Raw genomic sequence first — 20,039 nt, 5'->3', positions numbered from 1 at the left:
ATGTCGGATTTTCGATTCGCAACGCCAGGTTGGTCGGCGGCCCTGTGGGTCGTCTTGGCGACCGTCATCACGCTGCTCTACCTGGAGCATCGACGTGGTGATGCGCTGGCGCGATTCCTGTCGCCCGTCATGCAACCGCGTTTGGTTTCACGTTCGTCGTTGATGCGTCGCTCGATGACGACGTTGCTGCTGGGACTCGCATCGGTTTGTTTTGTCCTCGCGCTGATGCGACCGCAATACGGATTGACCTACGTCAAAGCACCACGCGTCGGTGCGCAGATCATGTTTTGCCTGGACGTCAGCAAGTCGATGCTGGCCGAAGACGTCGCGCCGAACCGCCTGGAACGCGCCAAAGCCGACATCACCGACTTGCTGACGTTCTTGGATGGGGATCAAGTCGGATTGATCGGGTTTGCCGGGCGGGCGAGCGTCCTGTGCCCGCTGACACCGGACTACGGTTTTTTCAAATTGGTCCTCGACGGCGCCGGCCCAAATAGCGTGGGGCGGGGCGGCACGCGATTGGAAGAACCCCTCCGCAAAGCCTTGGACGGCTTCCGTTCCGAAAGCGATGTCTCGCGAGTCGTGTTCCTGATCACCGACGGCGAAGACCACGATTCGCACCCGTTGGATGTGGCCGAGGACGCGATCGAACGCGGCATCAAGATCGTCGCCGTCGGTCTGGGTGATGAAGCGGGCAGCGAGATTCGCATCACCGATCCACGAACGGGCGTGCAACAGCAGGTGCTCGATGCGGACAACCGTCCCGTCGTCACACGTTTAGACGGAGAAACACTTCGCGAACTCGCCTTGGCAACCGAAGGCGTTTATATCCCCGCGGGGACGGGAAGCCTGGATCTAAAATCGATCTATGACGCCCACATCAAGCCGCTGGTTCGCGGGGAATTGTCCACCGAAGGTCGCGCGATCCGGCGTGATGCGTTCCAGTGGATGATCCTGGCCGGGCTGATCCTGCTGATCGCCGCCGTCGTCCTGGGCCACCGTCGTGCCACCGATGCGATCGCGCAGCCAGACGGTCTGCCGGACGGAAAGCAAGAAGCACCGCGGCAAGCAACGCGGAACGATGCGGCCGCGAAAGCCGCGTTGGTGCTGCTGATCACAGCGATGATGTCTCCCGGTACCGCAATCGCCGACCAAACCGAAACGGACCAACCCGCGTCGGCGACCGCCCCGGCGGGCAACGCGGCCGGCGACGCGGCGACCGAAGCCGACGCAGTCGCGATCGTGGACGCGGACGAACCGCTGGACGCCCGGGAAAGCTACAACCGAGGACTCGATCGGCTGAGTGGCAATTTGGACGAAGCGGAACGTTTGCTCAACCAAGCCCGTCGAGAAGCCGGCAGCGACGGTGAAGTTCGGTTTCGGGCGACGTACAACCTGGGTTGGGTCGAAATCAATCGCGCCGATGCAATCATCGAAGAGGAACCCGAACAGGCCCTCCAACATCTGCAACGTGCCGCGGGCTGGTTCCGCGACGCGATCCGATTGCGCAGCGACGCCGACGACGCACGTCACAATCTGGAAGTCGTGTTGCTGCGAATCACGCAACTCCGCGATCAACTGATGAAACAGGACGATCAAGACCTAACGACCCAACTGGACGCCCTGATCACCGCTCAACGACAGACGATCGGCAATCTCCGCACACTCGTCCAACAGATCGCCGAAAGCGACGACCCGAACATCGCCGATCAGTACCGAACTTCGTTCCAACGACTGGCCATCGATCAACGCGTTGCGTTGTCGGACCTGCAAGGCTTGGTCGAACAGGCCGCTGGTGAATTGGAGACATTGGAATCCAAAGCGGAATCCGAACGATCACCCGAAGAAAACATCCGCATCGCACAACTGGTCAGTCTGTTGAGCTACCTGAACCAGGGCAGCCAACGGATCGGTCAATCTCGCAGCCAACTTCGTCGCCGCCAGGCATCACGCGGGTTTCGCCGCGCCGCGACGGGATTGAACCAATTGAAACGTGCCCGCGATCAACTGCGCCAGCCACTGGAAATCCTGGACGGTCTCGCGCGAGACATCGCCGAGACGGCACAGCACACCGCGCTCAAGGCGATGGAAAACCAAGGAATCGGCGGACAAGACGATTCACCTGCGATCCCCCGCTGGATCGATCAGGAGTTTTTAGCCGATGCACAAGCCGATCTGACCGGCCGCACCGAAGAGCTGAACAACCGGCTGACGGCCGGCCTGGACAGCATCTCCCAAGACGATCCAGCAACCGACGTCGCCCCCGAGCAACAAGCGTTTTTTGAGAAACTCAGCCGGGCGATGCCGCACTTGAATGCGGCCACCGATGCGTTGAAGACCGCTGACGAAAAACTCGCCTTTCCCGACTACGCCGCCGCAAGCGAACAGCAGGTCAATGCGATCAAGGAACTGCAACGGGCACGTGAACAATTTGCGGACTTGAAAACCTTGATCGAATTGGCCTACGCCGGCGAACAGGAAATCGGCGCCGCATTGGCGGAACTGGTCGGTCAACCGGAGACGGCCGAATCGCCGGATTCCGAGGCACTGCCCCCCGAAGCCGCAAACCAGCTCGTCGAGTTCATCAGCGAGCGTCAGGCGGAAAACCTGCGACGCATGCAACGGTTGCGAGACGAGATTGTCGCCGCGACCGCAAAAGCTCAAGCATTACAAGACGAATCCGCCGAACAGGAATCGTCTGCCCCAGCAAGCGATGAACCGTCTCAGGAGCTGCAACGACTCGCCCTTGCCATGCAACTGGCCGAACGTGCGAGCGACCAGATGAACGCCGTCGTCGCTGGCTTGCCAGACGAGAACGCTGGCGAGACCAAGCCGGAATCGAAACCATCAACCTCCGAAGACCGTCCCCTGTTAGCGGAAGGGCGCGAGCCCTCCGATCCCCGCCAGGCATCACCGTCCGAAGACCGTCCCCTGTTAGCGGAAGGGCGCGAGCCCTCCGATCCCCGTCAGGCATCGCCGTCCGAATCGCCGGCAAGCGACGACACCACCTCGGAACCCTCGACAGTCGATGGAGCCCCCGCCACCGCAGAGGCAACCTCACAAGAGCCGCCCGAAAGGCCGCAACCCTACGCTCTGTCCCAAAGCCATGCCGAAGCAGCCATCGAGACGCTGCAGGATCTTCGTCGCCTGTTCTTCTCGATCGTCGAACATCTGCGAGAAACCGCGCAGCGTCAGGCCGGGCTCAACGACGAAACCGAGCAAATGGCCGCCCTGCAATCAGAATCGGAAACGGACTCCGAACGTCAACTCGTCGATGCAGCCGAGTTGGCGTCACGGCAAAATGATCTGTCCGAGATTGCCGAGCAGATCGCATCCGCGTTAGAACAGCAGGCCGATGCATCCGCAGATCCGCCGGCCACCCCCAGCGGACAAGCGGCTCCCGTCGATCCCCAGCAACAAGAAATGATCCAGCAGAACGCGGAAAAGGCACAGAAGGCAGCCGGGCTGGTCAGGGAATCCACCCAACAGATGGCCAAATCATCGGAACAGCTCAGCGGTGACCAGCCGCAAATCGACCAGGCGCGACCGCCGCAGGATCTGGCACTCGAAAAGCTGATCGAAGCGCTGCGAGAACTGCAGCCGCCGCAGCAAGACCAATCGAATCAGCAGCAGAACCAACAGCAGCAACAACAAGACCAACAGCAACAGCAGTCCGACCAGAACCAACCCCAAGATCAGAACGAAGAACAAGACGCGCAAATGGATCCCTCACGCGTTCTGCAAGCCGTCCGAGACCGTGAAGCGCAACGACGGCGTGAAAAGGACCAACGTCAGCGCGCGGGACAGATACCGGTGGAAAAGGATTGGTGATGCCCATGAACTTGCAAGTCACTTACCAGCCGAAAGCAAACGCCGTCGCGACGTTCACCCGAGCGGGGTCTGCCATCGCCGTCGCGACGTGCGCCAGAGCATGGAGCGGCCGCCGCCTCACGCTAGCAGCGTCGCAGAAAGTCCTGCGTCGCACCTTGCTCAGCTCGTCGATGGTCCTGCTGTGGTGGGCGACATCCGCCGCGCAAGACGTGAACGTCCAGTTGGCGACCGAAGAACCGCCACACTATGTCGGCGTCAGCGCGATCGTCCAATTGACCGTTGACGGACTGGAAGCAGATCCGCAGCCGCAATGCGTCGCCGAGTCCTCGTCGCCGGACGTGCGGGTTCGATTGGCGGGGATCAGCCCGCGAATCGTTCAACGCATGTTTCAGTCGGGCACTCAAATTCGACGAATTCAACAAGTGACCCACACCATCCAATTTCGCGTCACGGCCGACAAACCGGGAGACTATGAAATTGGCCCGTTCGTGATCACCCAAGGTAAGACCGAAAAACGTGTTGACGCGATCACGATGTCCTTCGCCGAAGTCCCGACGACAGACGACATGCGGATCCAATTGCAGATGCCCGAATCCGCTTATCCCGATCAACGCGTTCCCGTCACCATCCGGTGGTGGTTCGCCGGCGACACCGACAACGTCAATCAACTCCGAATCGATGGAACGATGCTGGACGAATTCCAATTCGCCCCCGACCGCACGCCTGAGCGGGGCGGATCGCGACTGCCGATCGAGACGGAGGAGGGCACGATCGCGTTGGCAGCCACGGCTGAACGACAATCGGTCGACGGCAAGGAATTCACCGTCGTTTCGGCACAGCGGACGTTGATCCCGAACCGGCCGGGAACGTACGAGATCGCGCCGATCACCGCGACGATCCAGTGGGTCACTCAGTGGGACCAGCGTCGGCGATCCCCGCTGGGTGATTTCGGGATCGGCGGTTCGCTACTGGAAGAGGCCTTCGGCGGTCGTCGTCGTCCGGCGAAAGTCGAGTTGTTTCGCGCCGCAGGCGAACCGTTGACGTTCGAAGTCAAACCGTTCCCCAGCCAAGGCCGTCCGGAAAGCTTTTCGGGTGCCGTCGGGAACGGGTTTTCTCTCGATGTCACCGCCGATCGCACCGTCGTTCGAGTCGGCGACCCGATTCGATTGACGCTGCACTTGCGCGGTGATGGAAACATCGAAGGCGCGACCCTGCCACCGCTGTCCGCCGACGGCGGCCTGGATCCCCGGCACTTCCGATTGCCCGCCGGTGACGTGACCGGTGTCTTGCAGGACGATCAAGACGGCAAGCAGTTTGTGGTCTCGGTCCGCGTGCTCGATGAGAGCATCAACGAAATTCCGTCGATCGCTTATTCCTGGTTTGACGCCGAAACAGAACGTTACCAAACCACTCGATCCGAGCCGATCGCCTTGCGCGTCATGCCGGCACAGGTCGTCGGAGCGGACGCGGTCGTCAGCAATCAATCCGCTCTCTCACCGAGCGAGCCCGCGACGAACGATCCATCCGCTCAATCAGCTCGCTCCAGCGGTCCGCGCCGTTTTTCGCTCAGTGGCGCCGACTTGGCGATCGAACGCGATCCGCAGCGTCTGTTAACGGGATCCACCAGCTTACTCGCCCGTCCGTCATTGCAATTTGCCGGATACGCTTTGGGGTCGCTGTGTTTGATCGTTGCCCTGGTCGATCGAAAGCGGCGTCAAGTCGACCCTGCGATTCGAAAAGCTTCGGCTGTCGTGCGGGCCCAACGGGGACGCATTGCTGCGGCCGAACGGCTATCGGAAAAGGAAGCCGCCAAACAGATCGCCGAAGCCCTTCGCGTGGCCCATCTCGAGGTTCCCGAGACCGACCGTTCCGCCATTGAGCGGATCATTGCCGAGTGCGAATCGATCGCCTACAAGCCCGGTGACGACGCCGACGCAAGGATTTCGCCCGACCTGTTGGGTCGTGCCTTGGCAGCCATCGACACCCTGAAACCAAGCAACTCAACGGCATGATGCGGCCGATCGCTCTTCTGTTCGTCTTGATCCAAATCCTTTGCGGCGTGGCAGCGCCTGCAACCGCGGCGGGAGACACTGCGCCCAATGCCACTTACTTTGGCACTGAAGGAGGTAGCGGAACGGCGCGAGCCGTCCGGTTCCAGCTCGATAACACCCTGAAAGACCGGAGGGCTCGCGCCCTGCCGCTAACAACAAACACCCCGATTAGAATTAACGTTAGTGGCATTGACACTGCGCCCGCCGCCGACGACACGTTGCAGCAGGCGATCCAGGCCTACCGATCGGCCTTGGACCAGGCCCAGCGCGATCGACGACTGGAATCCTTTGCCCGCGCCGAAACCCTATTCACACAGGTGATTGTTGACCAACGGTCTCGCACGCCGAACCAACCGCCGAGTGCCGACCTGTACTTCAACCAGGGAAACGCGGCCTTGGGAGCGGAACATCTTGGTGCCGCGATCCTGGCCTATCGGCGTGCCTTGGCGATCGCTCCCAATCATCGGCGTGCGCGCCAGAACCTCGAATTCGCCCGGACGTTGCTGCCCGATTGGGTTCCGGTCCCGGAAGGGGATGCGATTTCGTTTGGGTCCTTCTTTGATTGGATGCAAACGATTCGGGCCGGCCAGTGGAATGGAATCGCCGCAATCACCTTTTTGCTGGGGATGGCACTGGCGGCGTTTTATCTGCGAACGGACAAGACGGTGGCGCGCAACCTGGCCGTCGTGCTTCTGATCGTCTGGATTGGCGTGCTCGCCAAATCCTGGATGCATCGAAGTGATGCGACCGAACGAATGGCGGTGGTGATCCTTCCAGAAGTCACCGCGCGGTCGGCCGATTCGATCCATTCGCCGGCAACGTTTCGCGCCCCCCTGCCCGGCGGCGTGGAAGTCACCGTGGTGGACGACCGCGACGATTGGGTGCGCGTGCAATTGTCCGATGGTCGCGAAGCCTGGCTGCCGGCGTCGGCGATCGAAACCGTCGCTCCGTAATTCTCCCAAACTTGTTCCCAGGCTCCCGCCCCCTGCGCCGTGAACGATTTTTTAGCGGCAGGGCGCGAGCCCTCCGGTGTGTTGGCAATTACAAGGAACCGGAGAGCTCGCGGGCTGTCGATTGAGTGGGATTGGTCGAGCCAATGGTGAGCCGCTGGCCGTCAGGCCTCGGGCGGGCGCCTGGATGCCCGGCCGCTTACGCGTCGCGGCTCACTCACTCAACCGACAGCCCGCTTGCGCCCTGCCGCTACAACCTCGTCAAACACAGGGAATAAATCGTTCACGGCGTTGGGCTCGCGCCTCCTGACCGCAAACCGCATCGCGGTGTCACGCCAGCACCTTTTTAATCACGTTGCCGTGCACGTTGGTCAGCCGGAAGTGAAACCCTTTGTAGCGAAACGTCAGCCGTTTGTGGTTGATCCCCAGCAGGTGCAGCACCGTCGCGTGAAAATCGTGGACATGGAAGGGATCTTCCGTTGCAGTGAATCCGAAATCATCGGTCACACCGTAGCTGCATCCCGGTTTGACGCCACCGCCGGCCATCCATAACGGACCGCTTTTGGTGTGATGATCTCGTCCGCTACCGCCCTGCGACATCGGCGTGCGACCGAATTCGCCTCCCCAAATCACAAGTGTGTCTTCCAACATGCCGCGTTGTTTCAGATCTTTCAACAGGGCCGCACATCCTTGATCGACCTCCTTCGTTCGCGCCGTGATGCCCTTGACGACACCGCTGTGATGATCCCATCCGGTATGATAAAGCTGGATGAAGCGAACGCCCCGTTCGGCCATCCGGCGTGCCATCAAACAATTGGAACCAAAGCTGCCGTCGGGCTTTTCTCCGACGCCGTAGAGCTGGCGCGTGGTCGCCGACTCTGAAGAGAATTCGGCCAATTCCGGTACACTGGTCTGCATTTGAAAGGCCAGTTCATACTGATTGATCCGGGTCAGAATCTCTGGATCGTCGACCTGGTCATGGTAGAGTCGGTTGAGCGATTCGATCGATCGGATCGTTTCGGCTTGACTGGTCGCGTTGATGCCGCTGGGAGACTTGAGATAGTTCAGCGGTTGCTCACTGCCGTAGAATTCCACGCCTTGATGTTTGCCCGGCAAGAAGCCGTTGTGCCACGCCGTGGTCGGAATGGGTTGGCCCAGCGGACCACTTCGCATGACCACAAAGCTCGGCAAATCGTCTGTCTCGGCGCCCAAACCGTAGGACAACCAAGATCCCATGCTCGGTCGTCCCGCGATACTGAATCCCGTGTTCATGAAGGTGTGCGCGGGGTCATGATTGACCTGATCGGTTTGCAAGGTGCGAACCACACAAAGATCGTCTGCGACCGTCTGGAGATGCGGCAACAGATTGGAGATTTTCTGGCCGGATTTCCCACACGGTTTGAATCCGACGTCCGTCCCGAAACATTTGAGAGCTTCGTATTGCAGGAAGGCCAGTTTCACGCCATCGGTCAACGACTTTGGAATCGCTTTCCCGTTGAGTTCGCGGAGCATCGGTTTGTCGTCAAACGTTTCGAACTGACTCGGCCCCCCGGACATGTATAGGTAAATCACCCGCTTGGCTTTGGGCGGATGATTCGGAAACGACTGCTGGGACGATGACGCGGCGGACGATCGCTCGCCGAGCATCGACCCGAGCGCCGCCGCGGCAATGCCACTGGCGGACCGCCCAAAGAAATGGCGGCGTGTCACGTCCAGGATGTCAGGATGATTCATGGTTCAGGACCGGCTCAGAAATTCGTGGAGGTTCAAGATGGCACGCGTGACCGCAGTCCAAGCCGCGATTTCGGGTGCGTCGTCGAGTGAAGGAGGCGAGGCTTGACCGATTGAAACCAGCCTCTGTGCATCATCGACGGCGGTTTGATAGTGGGCTCGTTGACTGGCCAACAGGTTTTCCAACACATCGATCTCATCCGTCGAAGGCCGACGTTGCAGCGACAACAAGAACGCCGATTCGATCCGATCCCGATCACTGTGATCCGAGGCGTCGCAGATCCGCATCGCCAGCACGCGCGCCGCTTCGACAAAAATCGGATCATTCAATAACGACAGTGCCTGCCCCGGAGTATTGGTGATGTTCCGCTTCGCCGTGCACTCTTGACGAGTCGGCGCATCGAACGCCAGCATCGTCGGATGGATGTTCTGACGCTTCCAGAATGCATAGAGGCTACGACCGTACTGCGCCGCGTCGGGACTGGTTTCCCAGAGCATGTGACGACTTCCATACATGACCTTGTCCGATCGTGACCAATAGGGATCCGGTTGATAGGGAAAGAAACTCTCGGTGGGAATTTCCTCCTTGTCACGCAACAGCCCCGCGGCGAGCAACGCCGAATCGCGGATACTTTCGGCGTTCAAACGGAAACGGCTTTGTCTGGCGTGCCAACGATTGCCCGGGTCACGCTCCCGCAGATCCTGCGATGGGGTGGAACTGAGTTGGTAAGCCCGGGTCGATGTCAACAATCGCACCATGTGGTCGCGGTCCCAGCCACTGTCGCGAAACTCACAGGCCAGCCAGTCGAGCAGAGCCAGGTTGGACGGCCAATCGCCCTGGGTACCGGAATCTTCGAGCGTCTCGCTCAAGCCGCGGCCGAAGAATTGGTGCCAGAGCCGATTGACCGCGACGCGTGCGACCAGCGGGTGAGCGTCTGAGAAAAGCCAGCGTGCCAGATCCAGACGCGTCAACGGTTGGGAACGTCCGGCAACCTCTGCTGCGTTCAAAAATTCTGGAAACGCCGGCGAGACGATCGGACCCGATTCGTCTTGATAATCACCGCGGTTGAGCAGCCGCGTCGTCTTTCGCTGACGTGCCTGCCGTGACACCAGGACGGGCATCGCGGTCGCACGCATCAAAAAGAGTTCCGATTCCAAGCGTCGCAACTCGGCCATCTGTTCGTGTTGAGTTTGCTCACGAAACGCATCGATGACCATTTCACGCTGCAGTTCATTCCGCCCGCTCGCATCGGCCTTGAGCGCCGACGCGACGAATTCAGCCCGGCTCTGATAGACCTGTCGGTTCATGGGTTGTTGCCACCAGCGGCGGATGGCGGTTTCGCCCAGCGCGAGTGCCGTCGCCTTGTCCGTTCGCAGTTCCAACCCGCTGTCACCCCAGCCGACCCGACCGCCGCTGTGCAACCAAGCCATGCCGCAGCGTTCGAAGGTCTTGCCGCCGACGGGTGGAATCTGTTTGCTGAACGGGACGCGCAAACGCACCCAACCCGACTGCTGCGGCAGGTCACCGAGCCGCACGACTCGCTCGGGAGCACTCCATGGTTGTCGCTCAGACAGTTGGCCTGACGTGTCGTCGCCCCAGTAGTAAGTTTCGTAGTTCGCGGTGTTCCAGCCCAGTCGGCCGTAGTCACCATTGGAGACTTGAAACCCGATCATGTCCGGGCGATCCTCTTCATCAATCCAAACGTCGACGTACCAGGCGTCTTTCGCGTCGTCTGTTTTTTGCCCACCAGGATTCAAGTAACCGGTCATCAATTCCGCGGCATGATGCCGGTGAAGCCGCCCGGGGTCGCTGTGGGTCTGGCGCGCGAATCGGCCATCAAAGTTCGCGACCGAAAAACTCCCCTCCACAACGCGAGCTGCCGGAATCTGAGCGGGAACCCAGACGAAATCGGCCCGAGATTCGGAATCTTTCAGTTTGGCGAGGATGGCGTTTTCCCACGCCTCGATCTCGTCGATCGGTGTGGTAGCAATGACCTGCTTCAACTCGTCGATCTTTTTCGCGAGCTGGCGATCTCGCCGCGCCGATTCGGCATCATCGTGGACATAGTGCAGCGGCTCGCGGCGATCGCCGGGCGTGTAAACGCCGGCTTCGACCAGGTCATCAAAAAATGCGGCCAGGCTGTAGTAATCCTTGGCGGAAAACGGATCGAACTTGTGGTCGTGGCATTCTGCGCATCCGGTCGTCATCCCCATCCAGACCGTGCCCAGCGCTCGAACATGTTCTCCCTTGAGCTTGTACAGCTGTTCGGTTTCAATCGCACCGGCTTCGCAATTGGTGTTGACGATGCGGTTGTATCCCGACGCGACCAGTTGGTCGTCGCTGGGATCGGGAAGCAAATCGCCGGCCAACTGCTCGATCGAAAACTGATCAAACGGCATGTTTTGATCGATCGCGTTGATGACCCAGGCTCGGTAGGCGCCCGACGCGATCGGTTCGTCGCTGACAAACCCGCTGGTGTCGGCCCACCGCACCAGATCCAGCCAACGGACGGCTTGGTGTTCGGCGTAGGCAAGCTGTGACATCCAGCGTTCGCGAAATTCAAAGAAGTGTTGCTCGGTCGGATCTTGTTCAAACGCCGCCACTTCCGCGGCCGTCGGCGGCAATCCGCGCAAGTCAAAACTGAGCCGGCGCAATCGTTCTCGCGGCGTTGCGATGGGAACCGGAGAGGCGCCCTGCTCGGCCCACACGGATGCCAATAGGGCGTCGATCGCAGCGGCCGCCCGCCCTTGACTTGACACCCCCGTACCGTCTGCAGCAGCGGGCACTTCGGGGCGTTCCAACGACCGCCACGCCCAATGTTGTTGGTACTCCGCTCCCTGATCGATCCAGCGCCGCAGCAGGTCAACGTCAGCGGCCGAGAGTTGTTTCTCGGAATCCGGCGGCGGCATGATTTCGTCCGGGTCATCGCTCAGGATGCGGCGCACGAATTCAGACTGATCGGACTCGCCGGGGACGATCACGCCGCTGTCGGTCGCATCGTCGAATGAATCCAGCCGCAGATCGGCTTCACGACTCGATTCGTCGGGGCCATGACAGAGCAAACAGTTCTCGCTCAGGATCGGTCGGATGTCACGATTAAAATCGACGCGTTCTTCGCCGGCCGCCACAACGGGCAGGGCAATCAAAAACGTCAACAGCACGCGGCTCAGGGGAATCATCATCGTGGCGTAAGCTTCCAGCTTGCGAATTCGGTCTACCGCAAGCCAGAGTGGCGTAAGCTTCCAGCTTGCGAGTTCGGTCTACCGCAAGCCGGAGTGGCGTAAGCTTCCAGCTTGCGTGTGAGTGCCCAATTCTACCTTCTCGCGCCCCTGACTTCTTGCACGGATCTCGAAGCGTTTGGTAGATTTTGACCATGCCCGGAACACCTCCCCACCCATTCCAAGAGCAGTTTTTTCGGAAACAACCTCTCGCGGAGTCATTCATTGCACTGTTTGACGCACTCCCGCAGACCTATTTTTACGCCAAGGACGTCGACAGCCGGTTTGTCAAGGTGAACCAACAGTTCTTGGACAACCATGGGCTTGCCGATGAGTCCGAGGCGATCGGTAAGACCGACCACGACCTGCATCCGCCGCTGCTGGCCAAGGCCTACATCGAAGAGGATCGACGTGTGATGTCGAGTCGCCAGCCGCTGCCCGGACAGGTCTGGCTGGTGCTGCATCGCCGCCAGACCCCGCGTTGGTACGTGTCGACGAAAACGCCGTTGTTTGATGTTCGCGATGAAGTCATCGGGATCGCCGGGGCGATGTACCGGATCGAGCATCAACAGGAACTGACGCGGCACCTGCAGGAATTATTGCCCGCGGCACGGCACATTGAACGGCACTACAACGAACCGATCTCGATGGCGGAGATGGCAGACATGACAGGGCTTTCCTCGACGCACTTCAATCGACGCTTTCGACAACTGCTGCGGATGACCCCGATGCAATACTTGCGCAGCATCCGAGTTCAGGCGGCACGCGATCTGCTGACGACCTCCTCCAGAACGCTTGCGGAGATCGCGATCGCCGTCGGGTACTCCGACCAAAGTCATTTGACCAAACGGTTCCGTGAAGTCACCGGCATCACGCCGGCCGCCTACCGCCGACAGTTCGTGAAATCCAGCGGCGAGTGACGTCGTGCAGTTTTGAAAGACACCCTCCTGGCAGGGATGAGTCTCTACATAAGTCACATGATCCGTCACGCGGTCTGCCCCGTCATGACGGTGACGCATCACTGCTAGGGAGCGATCGGAAAACAAGTGGGATAGGCTTCCAGCCTGTCAGTCCGGGACGACACCGTGGCGTAAGCTTCCAGCTTGCGAGTCCCCTGTGAATCAATAGGCAAGCCAGAGGCTTACCCCACGGTGGCTTACCCCACGATCCAACAGAAACAAACCTCTCGCCCTCTGATTCGTCGCTCGTTGCGACAAACGTTTCCTCCGGTCACAGCGCCTTTTCGAACGCCTTTTTGCCTCCGACTACCGGCAATGAAATGGACGTCGCGTCCAAGTCGATCGTCAACTGCGTTCCCGGTGTCGGATGCAGCGTGAAGTCCTTGTCGCTGGAAAAGATCATCAATCCGATCTGCTGGCCTTCGGGGATGACTTGATCGTCGGGTTGAAGATCAAACGACACTTCGTAAAACGTTCCCGGCTCCAACGGTTTGCTTTCGGTCATCGAGCTGCGGTTTTGCGGATCGGCCCAACCGCGGGTAATGATGTTGTCGGTGATCTTGGCGTTCTTGTCGTTGTTCCACGGCAACGAGACCAGCCAGACCGACAGATTGGCGGCAGGTTTACTGCTGGCCAGTTTGATCGTCATGCGGGGCGTTCCGGAAAGATGAATCGGCTTCTTGAATTCCGATGTCGTGTAGATCAATCGGTGCTCGGTCCATTCGGCTTGAGCCAGCGAGGCACCATCGAACGAAAAATTGTCGACCAGCGTCTCGGTGCCGGCGTCTTGAGCGGCTTGCGTGCTCAGCGATCCCCGTTGGGGTGCACCGCCGGACAAATAAAACGTGACCGGTGACGCGTCTGGATTGGGGTAGTCGGGATAGGACGTCGGTTTGTCCTGCTTGTCGCCCTCGCGAACGATCCACGCACGCGGGTCCTTTTCGACACCGTTTTCGACGCCGTGCAAATAACGCGTGAACCAGCGATTCATCATTTTCATCGGCGGTGGTCCCCCGTGTCCGCCCTGATGGAAAAACGCCTGTGTCGGGACACCTTTTTTCTTGAGCGCCTCGTAAATTCGAACGCTGTGCTCGGGGACCACATTCCAATCGTTGAAGGCATGAGCCATCAAGACGGCGGCCTTCAACGGTTCCAGATCATTCAAGTAGTCTCGCCCCGCCCAGAAATCATTGTAGTCACCGTTGACCCGATCAAAGTTCTTCAGCATCTCTTCATCACGGACGGTGCAATCGCAGTACTCACGTCGCGCTTCATTACCGCTGTGAATGAAGTCGTACAGGTAGTCGATGTCTTCGCCCAGGTAACCGTACGGGTGACGCACCAGTCCGTTGGAGCGGTAGTAGTGATAGTACGAGGTGTTGGGCGCGACCGGGATGATCGCTTCCAATCCATCCACGCCGGTTGTCGCCGCGGCCAGCGGGATCGTGCCGTTGTAGCTCGTCCCCGTCATACCAACTTTGCCGGTGCACCAATCCGCGGTCACCTTTTCGTCGCCATCGGGAGACGTAAACCCATCGGCACGACCGCACAGCCAGTCGATCACCGCCTTGGGCGCCAGCGACTCGTTGTCGCCGCCCACAGTCGGACACCCCTGGGACAGTCCGGTTCCGGGTGACGACGAATGGACCACGATGTAGCCGCGCGGCACCCAGTCTTTTTCGTGCCGCTTGGAGATGATCGGACGCATCCCTGTTCGCTCGACGGCGTCAAAGTGCTTTCGTTTCGGTGGGTCCTCGCCGAGTTCCTGTCGCGGGTTCCAAAAATACTCGTCTCCCTTCGCGCCGGTGCCGGCAAAGTAGGGACTGGAGTTATAAACGACGGGCAACTTCAACCCTTCGCTCTCCGTTTGCCGTGGACGCGTCACACTGACGTGCATCCGATCCAGCTTGTCGTCTCCGTCGGAATCAAACTCGGTTTCGACCCACAGATCGTGACGGATCCAATAGTCGGAATCTTCAAACGCTTTGACCACCTGGGCTTCACCGTCCTTGAACACCGGCTTGGCCGGTTCCTCCGCCGTCGCGATCGATCGCCCGGCAGCGAGACAGGTGACCAGGCTGATACAAGCCAATGCGGTGCGCGTCAATCGAGAGGTGTGCATGACGGATCTCTTTAGAAGTCAAACTTGAAGTTGGCACATGATGACGACACGATTCGTTCAGGAATGCCGAATTGCCGTCAGCTGTTGCATTGTCGTAAAACCAAACGTTTCATCCAGTAGGCGTAGGTCAGGCTGTGCCTGACATCCCCTGGCATGCACAGCATGCCCTACGCGGCCACCCAAAAATCTTCCTACCCAAAAATCTTCCTACCCAAAAATCTTCCTACCCAAAAATCTTCCTACCCAAAAATCTTCCTACCCAAAAATCTTCCTACCCAAAAAATCTTCCTACCCACCAATTTTTTGACCCACCAATTTTTTGACCAACCACTCTTCTCCCCCCATCACGACCTGACAATGTCGCCGATCACGTTGCCGTGGACATCGGTCAGGCGGAAATAGCGGCCTTGGTATCGGTACGTTAACTGTTCGTGGTCGATGCCCAATTGAGCCAGAATCGTGGCTTGCAAGTCGTGGACGTGGACGGGTTTTTCAACCACGTTCACGCTGTACTCGTCGGTCTCGCCGTACGTCATCCCCCCGCGAATGCCACCGCCGGCCATCCAGTACGTGAAACAATTCGGGTGGTGATCGCGTCCGTACACCTTGTCCGTCAGTTTACCTTGGCAGTAAACCGTCCGTCCGAATTCGCCGCCCCAAATCACCAGCGTCTCATCGAGCATGCCGCGTTGCTTGAGGTCGCTGAGCAAGGCCGCGGTGGGTTGATCGGTGTCACGACATTGCGCGGGGACTTGTTTGGGAGCGTTGTTGTGGGCGTCCCACCCGCGGTGATAGAGCTGGATAAATCGCACGCCGCGTTCGGCCAAACGCCGCGCCAACAAGCAGTTGTAGGCGTACTTGCCGACCTGCGTTGCCTGAGGTCCGTACATGTCCAGCACGGATTGCGGTTCGTCGTTGACGTCGATCAATTCCGGCACACTCATTTGCATCCGGTACGCCAATTCATACTGGGCGATCCGCGTGGCAATCGTCGGGTCGTTGAACTGATCGGCGCGGTCTTGGTTCAACTTCTCGACCGAATCCAACATCCGTCGACGCTGGGTGCGGGTGACGCCGGCGGGATTGTACAGGTCCAGGATCGGATCCCCCTGGCCGCGGAACTTCACGCCTTGAAAGCGGCCTGGCAAGAAACCGGCGCCCCACAATCGGTCATACAGCGGCTGGCCGGCTTTGGCAGATCCGTTGGACGTCATCGCGACGAACGCCGGCAGGTTGGCGTTCTCGGTGCCCAATCCATAATTCACCCAGGCACCCATGCTGGGGCGACCGGCGATGACCGATCCAGTCTGAAACAACGTTGCGGCCGGATCGTGATTGATCGCTTCGGTGTGCATGCTCTTGATCACACAGATCTCGTCAACCACCTTGGCCAAGTGCGGCAGGGTTTCGCTCAGCCAAATGCCCGACTGCCCGTGTTGCTGAAACTTGAACGTGCTCGGCGCGACGGGAAACGAAGTCTGGCCCGATGTCATCGTCGTCTTTCGTTCGGCCGGATAGACCGATAGCGGCACCTCTTCGCCGAACCGTTTGGCCAGTTGCGGTTTGTAATCAAACAGGTCCATCTGCGAGGGGCCGCCCGACTGGAACAAGTAGATCACACGCTTGGCTTTGGGAGCGATCGTGGCAAAGGCCGACGCGTCTCCTGCCGGTAACGCGTTCGCTTCGGCTGCACCAAGCGGATTCCCCCCGCCGAGCAGGGTCCCCGCCGCGATCGATCCCAGCCCTAACGTGCTACCGGACAGAAACGCTCGTCGGTTGTGCCGTCGCTTGAATTCTTCCAAGGGGTTCATGTCAATTCTCCGCAATGGCCTCGTCGAGGTTCAAGATCGTATTGGCGACCAGTGTCAGCGCAGCCAATTGGCTCGGGTCCAACCCCGGCGTGTTGGGTGTTTCTCCGACGGACAGCAATTGCCGCGTCGCCTCGGTGTGCTGTTGAAAATCGTCGTGATAGGCATTGAAGTCATCGACCAGGACGGCCAGCTCATCGGGGCGCGGCTGTCGACTGGTCACCAACCGGAACGCCAACGCGATTCGCCGGGAGGGTACCAGTCCATCGGGTTTCATCACCCGTTCGGCCAGATGCCGAGCCGCTTCGACGAAGGTGATGTTGTTCATCATCGTCAACGCTTGCAGCGGCGTGGTCGTTTCGTCGCTTCGGACGATACAGGTTTCACGCGCGGCGGCGTTGAAGGCCATCATGGTCGGTGGCGGGACGGTGCGTCGCCAATACGTGTACATGCTGCGTCGATACAGTTTTTCACCCGTGTCCTGTTTGTACTTCGCGTTCGAAATACTACTCCAGATCGCCGGCGGCATGTACGGCTTGACCGACGGCCCGCCGATCACATCGCTCAACAAACCGCTGGCGAAGAGCACCGAATCGCGGATCGCAAATGGCGAGAGACGCTTTCTCGGGCCGCGAGCCAACCAGCGATTTTCCGGATCGCGTTCACGCAACTCATCGGACGCGGAAGACTGCTGGCGATAGGTTGCACTGGTCACGACCAACCGGTGCATCGCCTTGACATCCCATCCGCTCCGGATGAATTCCGTTGCCAACCAATCGAGCAACTTCGGATGGCTGGGCAGTTCTCCTTGCACGCCAAAGTTCTCGCTGGTCTTGACCAAACCGACGCCGAAGTGGTGCTGCCACAGCCGGTTGATCGTCACGCGCGCCGTCAGTGGGTGATCGGGATCGACCAGCCAACGGGCGAGCCCCAGCCGATTCCGCGGCCAGTCACCGTTCCACGCCCCCAAGACCGGCGGCGTGGCGGGATCCAGTTTTTCCGACGTGTCCGGGTTGTCGTACTGTCCCCGATCGAGTCGATACGTGTCACGTGGTTGATCCAGCTCGTGCAGCACCATCACGGTGTCTTCGCCGCCCGGTTGCGGACGCGGTACCGACGTCTGCACGACCTTGATCTTGACGGGTTCAGGAACGACGAATTTCAAGTCATCTTCGGAAAGGTTCGGCCATGTCTGGGGTACCTTGATAAACGGCGGGCTGTTGCCGTTGTTGGGACCGAGCCCGGCTTCATCGATGTTGTTGAAGAACGCGAACAGGCTGTAAAAATCTTTCTGCGAGATCGGATCGTACTTATGGTCGTGGCAACGCGAACAAGTCATCGTCAGCCCCAGGAACACGGTGCCGGTCGTTTCCACGCGGTCGGCGACGTATTCGACGATCCATTCATCCGGGATCGAGCCGCCTTCGGAATTGATGCGGTGATTGCGGTTGAATCCCGTTGCGACTTGAGTCAGAAAATTGCGGTCACGGATCAAATCACCCGCCATTTGCTCGATCACGAATCGATCGAACGGCATGTTGTCGTTCAGAGCGTTGATCAACCAATCACGCCAGACCCACATGTAGCGGAGCCGATCGTTCTGGTAGCCATCGGTATCGGCGAACCGAGACGCTTCGAGCCAATCGACGGCCATGTGTTCGCCGTAGCGTGGAGACTCGAGCAACCGGTCCACCGCCCGCTCGTAGGCGCCGCCGGAACGGTCGTTCAAAAACGCATCAAGCTCTTCAATGGTCGGAGGCAAACCGGTCAGGTCAAAACTGACGCGGCGCAGCAACGTCGCACGATCAGCCGGCGGCGATGGACTCAATCCCTCCGATTCCATTTGGGCCAGCACAAATCGATCGATCGGGTTTCGCGGCCATTGATCATCGGCGACCGCTGGCAGATCGGGACGCAGCGGCGGAATGAAGGCCCAGTGCCGATCGTCTTTCGGCCAGTCCGCGCCCTCGGCTAGCCATCGTTTCAACGTTTCGCGATCCCGGCGTCGCAAGCGTCGATTGGAATCCGGCGGCGGCATCCGCACGTCTGGATCGTCGCTGGTCAGACGCTCCAGCATGTCGCCGGACGTCAACACATCGGCGGCCAAAGCGGCCTCGCGATCATCCAGCCGAAACCCGCCCTCGCGGGCATTGGCATCGGGACCATGGCAGTGGTAACAGGCATCGGACAGGATCGGCCGAATGTCGGCGGCGAAATCAAGCGTCGCGGGAGATTGCGGATCGGCGCCATGCATGGGGCGACCAAAGCCAACCAGCAGAACCGCCAGTGATGAAACTGCGACTCGAATGGAATTCACGTTCAAAAAGACTCACAGGATGGGAGTGCAACCGGAGCGGTCGGGCGAGCCCGCTCGGCGAGAGAGCGGGTGAAGGTGGGCGTGCGTGACGAGCGAAACGCACCTCCCATGATACACCTAAACGACCGGGCGCTCGCGCTATTTTCCCGTCGATCATTCGCTCGATCAAGCAAAGGGTGCATGCCAACCGTTTCTCGCCACGGTCAGACCCTTGAACCTGGCACACGGAAATCCGTGCCCAAAAACGCGTTTTGGACGACACGATAAAGAAACGCGGCTCCGGCGCCAGGTCAATCCACCGGAGCGTCGGAGCGGTCCAGGCGAGGGTGGTCAAAAAATGGGGTGGTCAAAAAATCACTCTCCGCCGCTCTCATTTTTTGACCACGAAATCTTTTGACCACCACTCCTTCCAACCCACAGCACCCTCCGTCGCCAACGCCGGGGTGCGCGGATGATCCGCTTCATCCCCGAATCCGAGGCCCAATCTTGACCGCGCCCCCGACACACCCTACCATTGGGTGGCGGGAGATATTCCGCAGTCCAACCACGGAATATGTACTTTTTACCGCGGTCGGACCACCAATAATTAATTGTTCACGCTGCTAACCGACGCCTGACGAAAGCGCCCACTTCTTCTTTTGCGTCTTCTCGCGTTCTTTTGTGGCAATTGATTGGCTGTCGTTGGATCGTGACCCGGAGGACGCCCACCGGATTTCATCGAACCTCTGTTTCCTGAGATTCGCATTTGATGTCACGGTTCGATAGGTGCGCGGTCGACTCGGCCGACGAAGACAAACCGTCGCCTGTCGATTCCAACGCTGACAACCGACGCCTGTCGTGCAGGCCGCTGATTGGGACACTGGATTTCCCACGGCGATTCCGATCGAGTACATTGGCAAACAGCGGCGATGGCACGTGCTGTCGTCGTGGCCGGACGCGTGAACCAAGTGGTGCACCGCAGTCGGCGAGTTGAGTTTGTTTTTGAGTTCAGGTCCATCGCGCCGACGCGGTGACCACCGCCGTTCCACAACTGAATTGATTACTACCGGAA

At 59.6% G+C, this 20,039-nt stretch carries 9 protein-coding genes; 4 read left to right on the top strand and 5 right to left on the bottom strand.

Annotated elements, in window-relative coordinates:
- The 3 genes from NZK35_RS24040 to NZK35_RS24030 are packed head-to-tail and all read left to right on the top strand — an operon-like array spanning nucleotide 1 to nucleotide 6,835.
- Entirely contained in the window at nucleotides 1-3,831 is a 3,831-nt protein-coding gene (locus NZK35_RS24040) for a VWA domain-containing protein (RefSeq protein ID WP_259635070.1), read from the top strand.
- A gap of 5 nt (nucleotides 3,832-3,836) precedes the next feature.
- Nucleotides 3,837-5,843 (top strand): hypothetical protein, encoded by a 2,007-nt coding sequence (locus NZK35_RS24035; protein WP_259635069.1) that lies wholly within the window; start codon nucleotides 3,837-3,839, stop codon nucleotides 5,841-5,843.
- On the top strand, nucleotides 5,840-6,835 hold the full coding sequence (locus tag NZK35_RS24030) for an SH3 domain-containing protein (RefSeq protein WP_259635068.1): 996 nt from the start codon (nucleotides 5,840-5,842) through the stop codon (nucleotides 6,833-6,835). The genes NZK35_RS24035 and NZK35_RS24030 overlap by 4 nt, the downstream gene beginning before the upstream one ends.
- 327 nt (nucleotides 6,836-7,162) lie before the next feature.
- Here the strand turns inward: NZK35_RS24030 and NZK35_RS24025 are convergent, their stop codons facing one another.
- Together NZK35_RS24025 and NZK35_RS24020 are read right to left on the bottom strand one after the other, a co-directional pair.
- The gene (locus NZK35_RS24025) at nucleotides 7,163-8,566 is read right to left on the bottom strand and encodes a DUF1501 domain-containing protein (protein ID WP_259635067.1); all 1,404 of its coding nucleotides are present in this window, start codon (nucleotides 8,564-8,566) and stop codon (nucleotides 7,163-7,165) included.
- Nucleotides 8,567-8,569: 3 nt separating this feature from the next.
- Complete coding sequence (locus NZK35_RS24020; RefSeq protein ID WP_259635066.1) at nucleotides 8,570-11,746, bottom strand: PSD1 and planctomycete cytochrome C domain-containing protein; 3,177 nt, start codon at nucleotides 11,744-11,746, stop codon at nucleotides 8,570-8,572.
- 191 nt (nucleotides 11,747-11,937) lie between these two features.
- Between NZK35_RS24020 and NZK35_RS24015 the strand changes: the two genes are divergently transcribed.
- Nucleotides 11,938-12,702 (top strand): AraC family transcriptional regulator, encoded by a 765-nt coding sequence (locus NZK35_RS24015; protein ID WP_259635065.1) that lies wholly within the window; start codon nucleotides 11,938-11,940, stop codon nucleotides 12,700-12,702.
- Between the two features lie 310 nt (nucleotides 12,703-13,012).
- On the opposite strand, the gene NZK35_RS24010 is transcribed toward NZK35_RS24015, so the two are convergent.
- The 3 genes from NZK35_RS24010 to NZK35_RS24000 form a co-directional block, all read right to left on the bottom strand.
- On the bottom strand, nucleotides 13,013-14,863 hold the full coding sequence (locus tag NZK35_RS24010; protein ID WP_259635064.1) for a Xaa-Pro dipeptidyl-peptidase: 1,851 nt from the start codon (nucleotides 14,861-14,863) through the stop codon (nucleotides 13,013-13,015).
- Nucleotides 14,864-15,207: 344 nt separating this feature from the next.
- Nucleotides 15,208-16,674: a DUF1501 domain-containing protein gene (locus NZK35_RS24005; protein WP_259635063.1), complete on the bottom strand. Its 1,467-nt coding sequence runs from the start codon at nucleotides 16,672-16,674 to the stop codon at nucleotides 15,208-15,210.
- Between the two features lies 1 nt (nucleotide 16,675).
- Complete coding sequence (locus tag NZK35_RS24000; RefSeq protein WP_259635062.1) at nucleotides 16,676-18,988, bottom strand: PSD1 and planctomycete cytochrome C domain-containing protein; 2,313 nt, start codon at nucleotides 18,986-18,988, stop codon at nucleotides 16,676-16,678.
- Between the last annotated feature and the right edge of the window lie 1,051 nt (nucleotides 18,989-20,039).

Source organism: Stieleria sedimenti (genome assembly GCF_025060895.1).
GTDB classification, from domain to species: Bacteria; Planctomycetota; Planctomycetia; order Pirellulales; family Pirellulaceae; genus Stieleria; species Stieleria sedimenti.
This window is presented reverse-complemented; position numbering and strand designations above follow the sequence as displayed.

Bases quoted from the DNA above. Each gene is read 5' to 3' on its own strand.
- NZK35_RS24020 (WP_259635066.1), bottom strand. From the start codon at position 11,746: ATGATGATTCCCCTGAGCCGCGTGCTGTTGACGTTTTTGATTGCCCTG.
- NZK35_RS24030 (WP_259635068.1), top strand. From the start codon at position 5,840: ATGATGCGGCCGATCGCTCTTCTGTTCGTCTTGATCCAAATCCTTTGC.
- NZK35_RS24035 (WP_259635069.1), top strand. From the start codon at position 3,837: ATGAACTTGCAAGTCACTTACCAGCCGAAAGCAAACGCCGTCGCGACG.
- NZK35_RS24010 (WP_259635064.1), bottom strand. From the start codon at position 14,863: ATGCACACCTCTCGATTGACGCGCACCGCATTGGCTTGTATCAGCCTG.
- NZK35_RS24015 (WP_259635065.1), top strand. From the start codon at position 11,938: ATGCCCGGAACACCTCCCCACCCATTCCAAGAGCAGTTTTTTCGGAAA.
- NZK35_RS24025 (WP_259635067.1), bottom strand. From the start codon at position 8,566: ATGAATCATCCTGACATCCTGGACGTGACACGCCGCCATTTCTTTGGG.
- NZK35_RS24040 (WP_259635070.1), top strand. From the start codon at position 1: ATGTCGGATTTTCGATTCGCAACGCCAGGTTGGTCGGCGGCCCTGTGG.
- NZK35_RS24005 (WP_259635063.1), bottom strand. From the start codon at position 16,674: ATGAACCCCTTGGAAGAATTCAAGCGACGGCACAACCGACGAGCGTTT.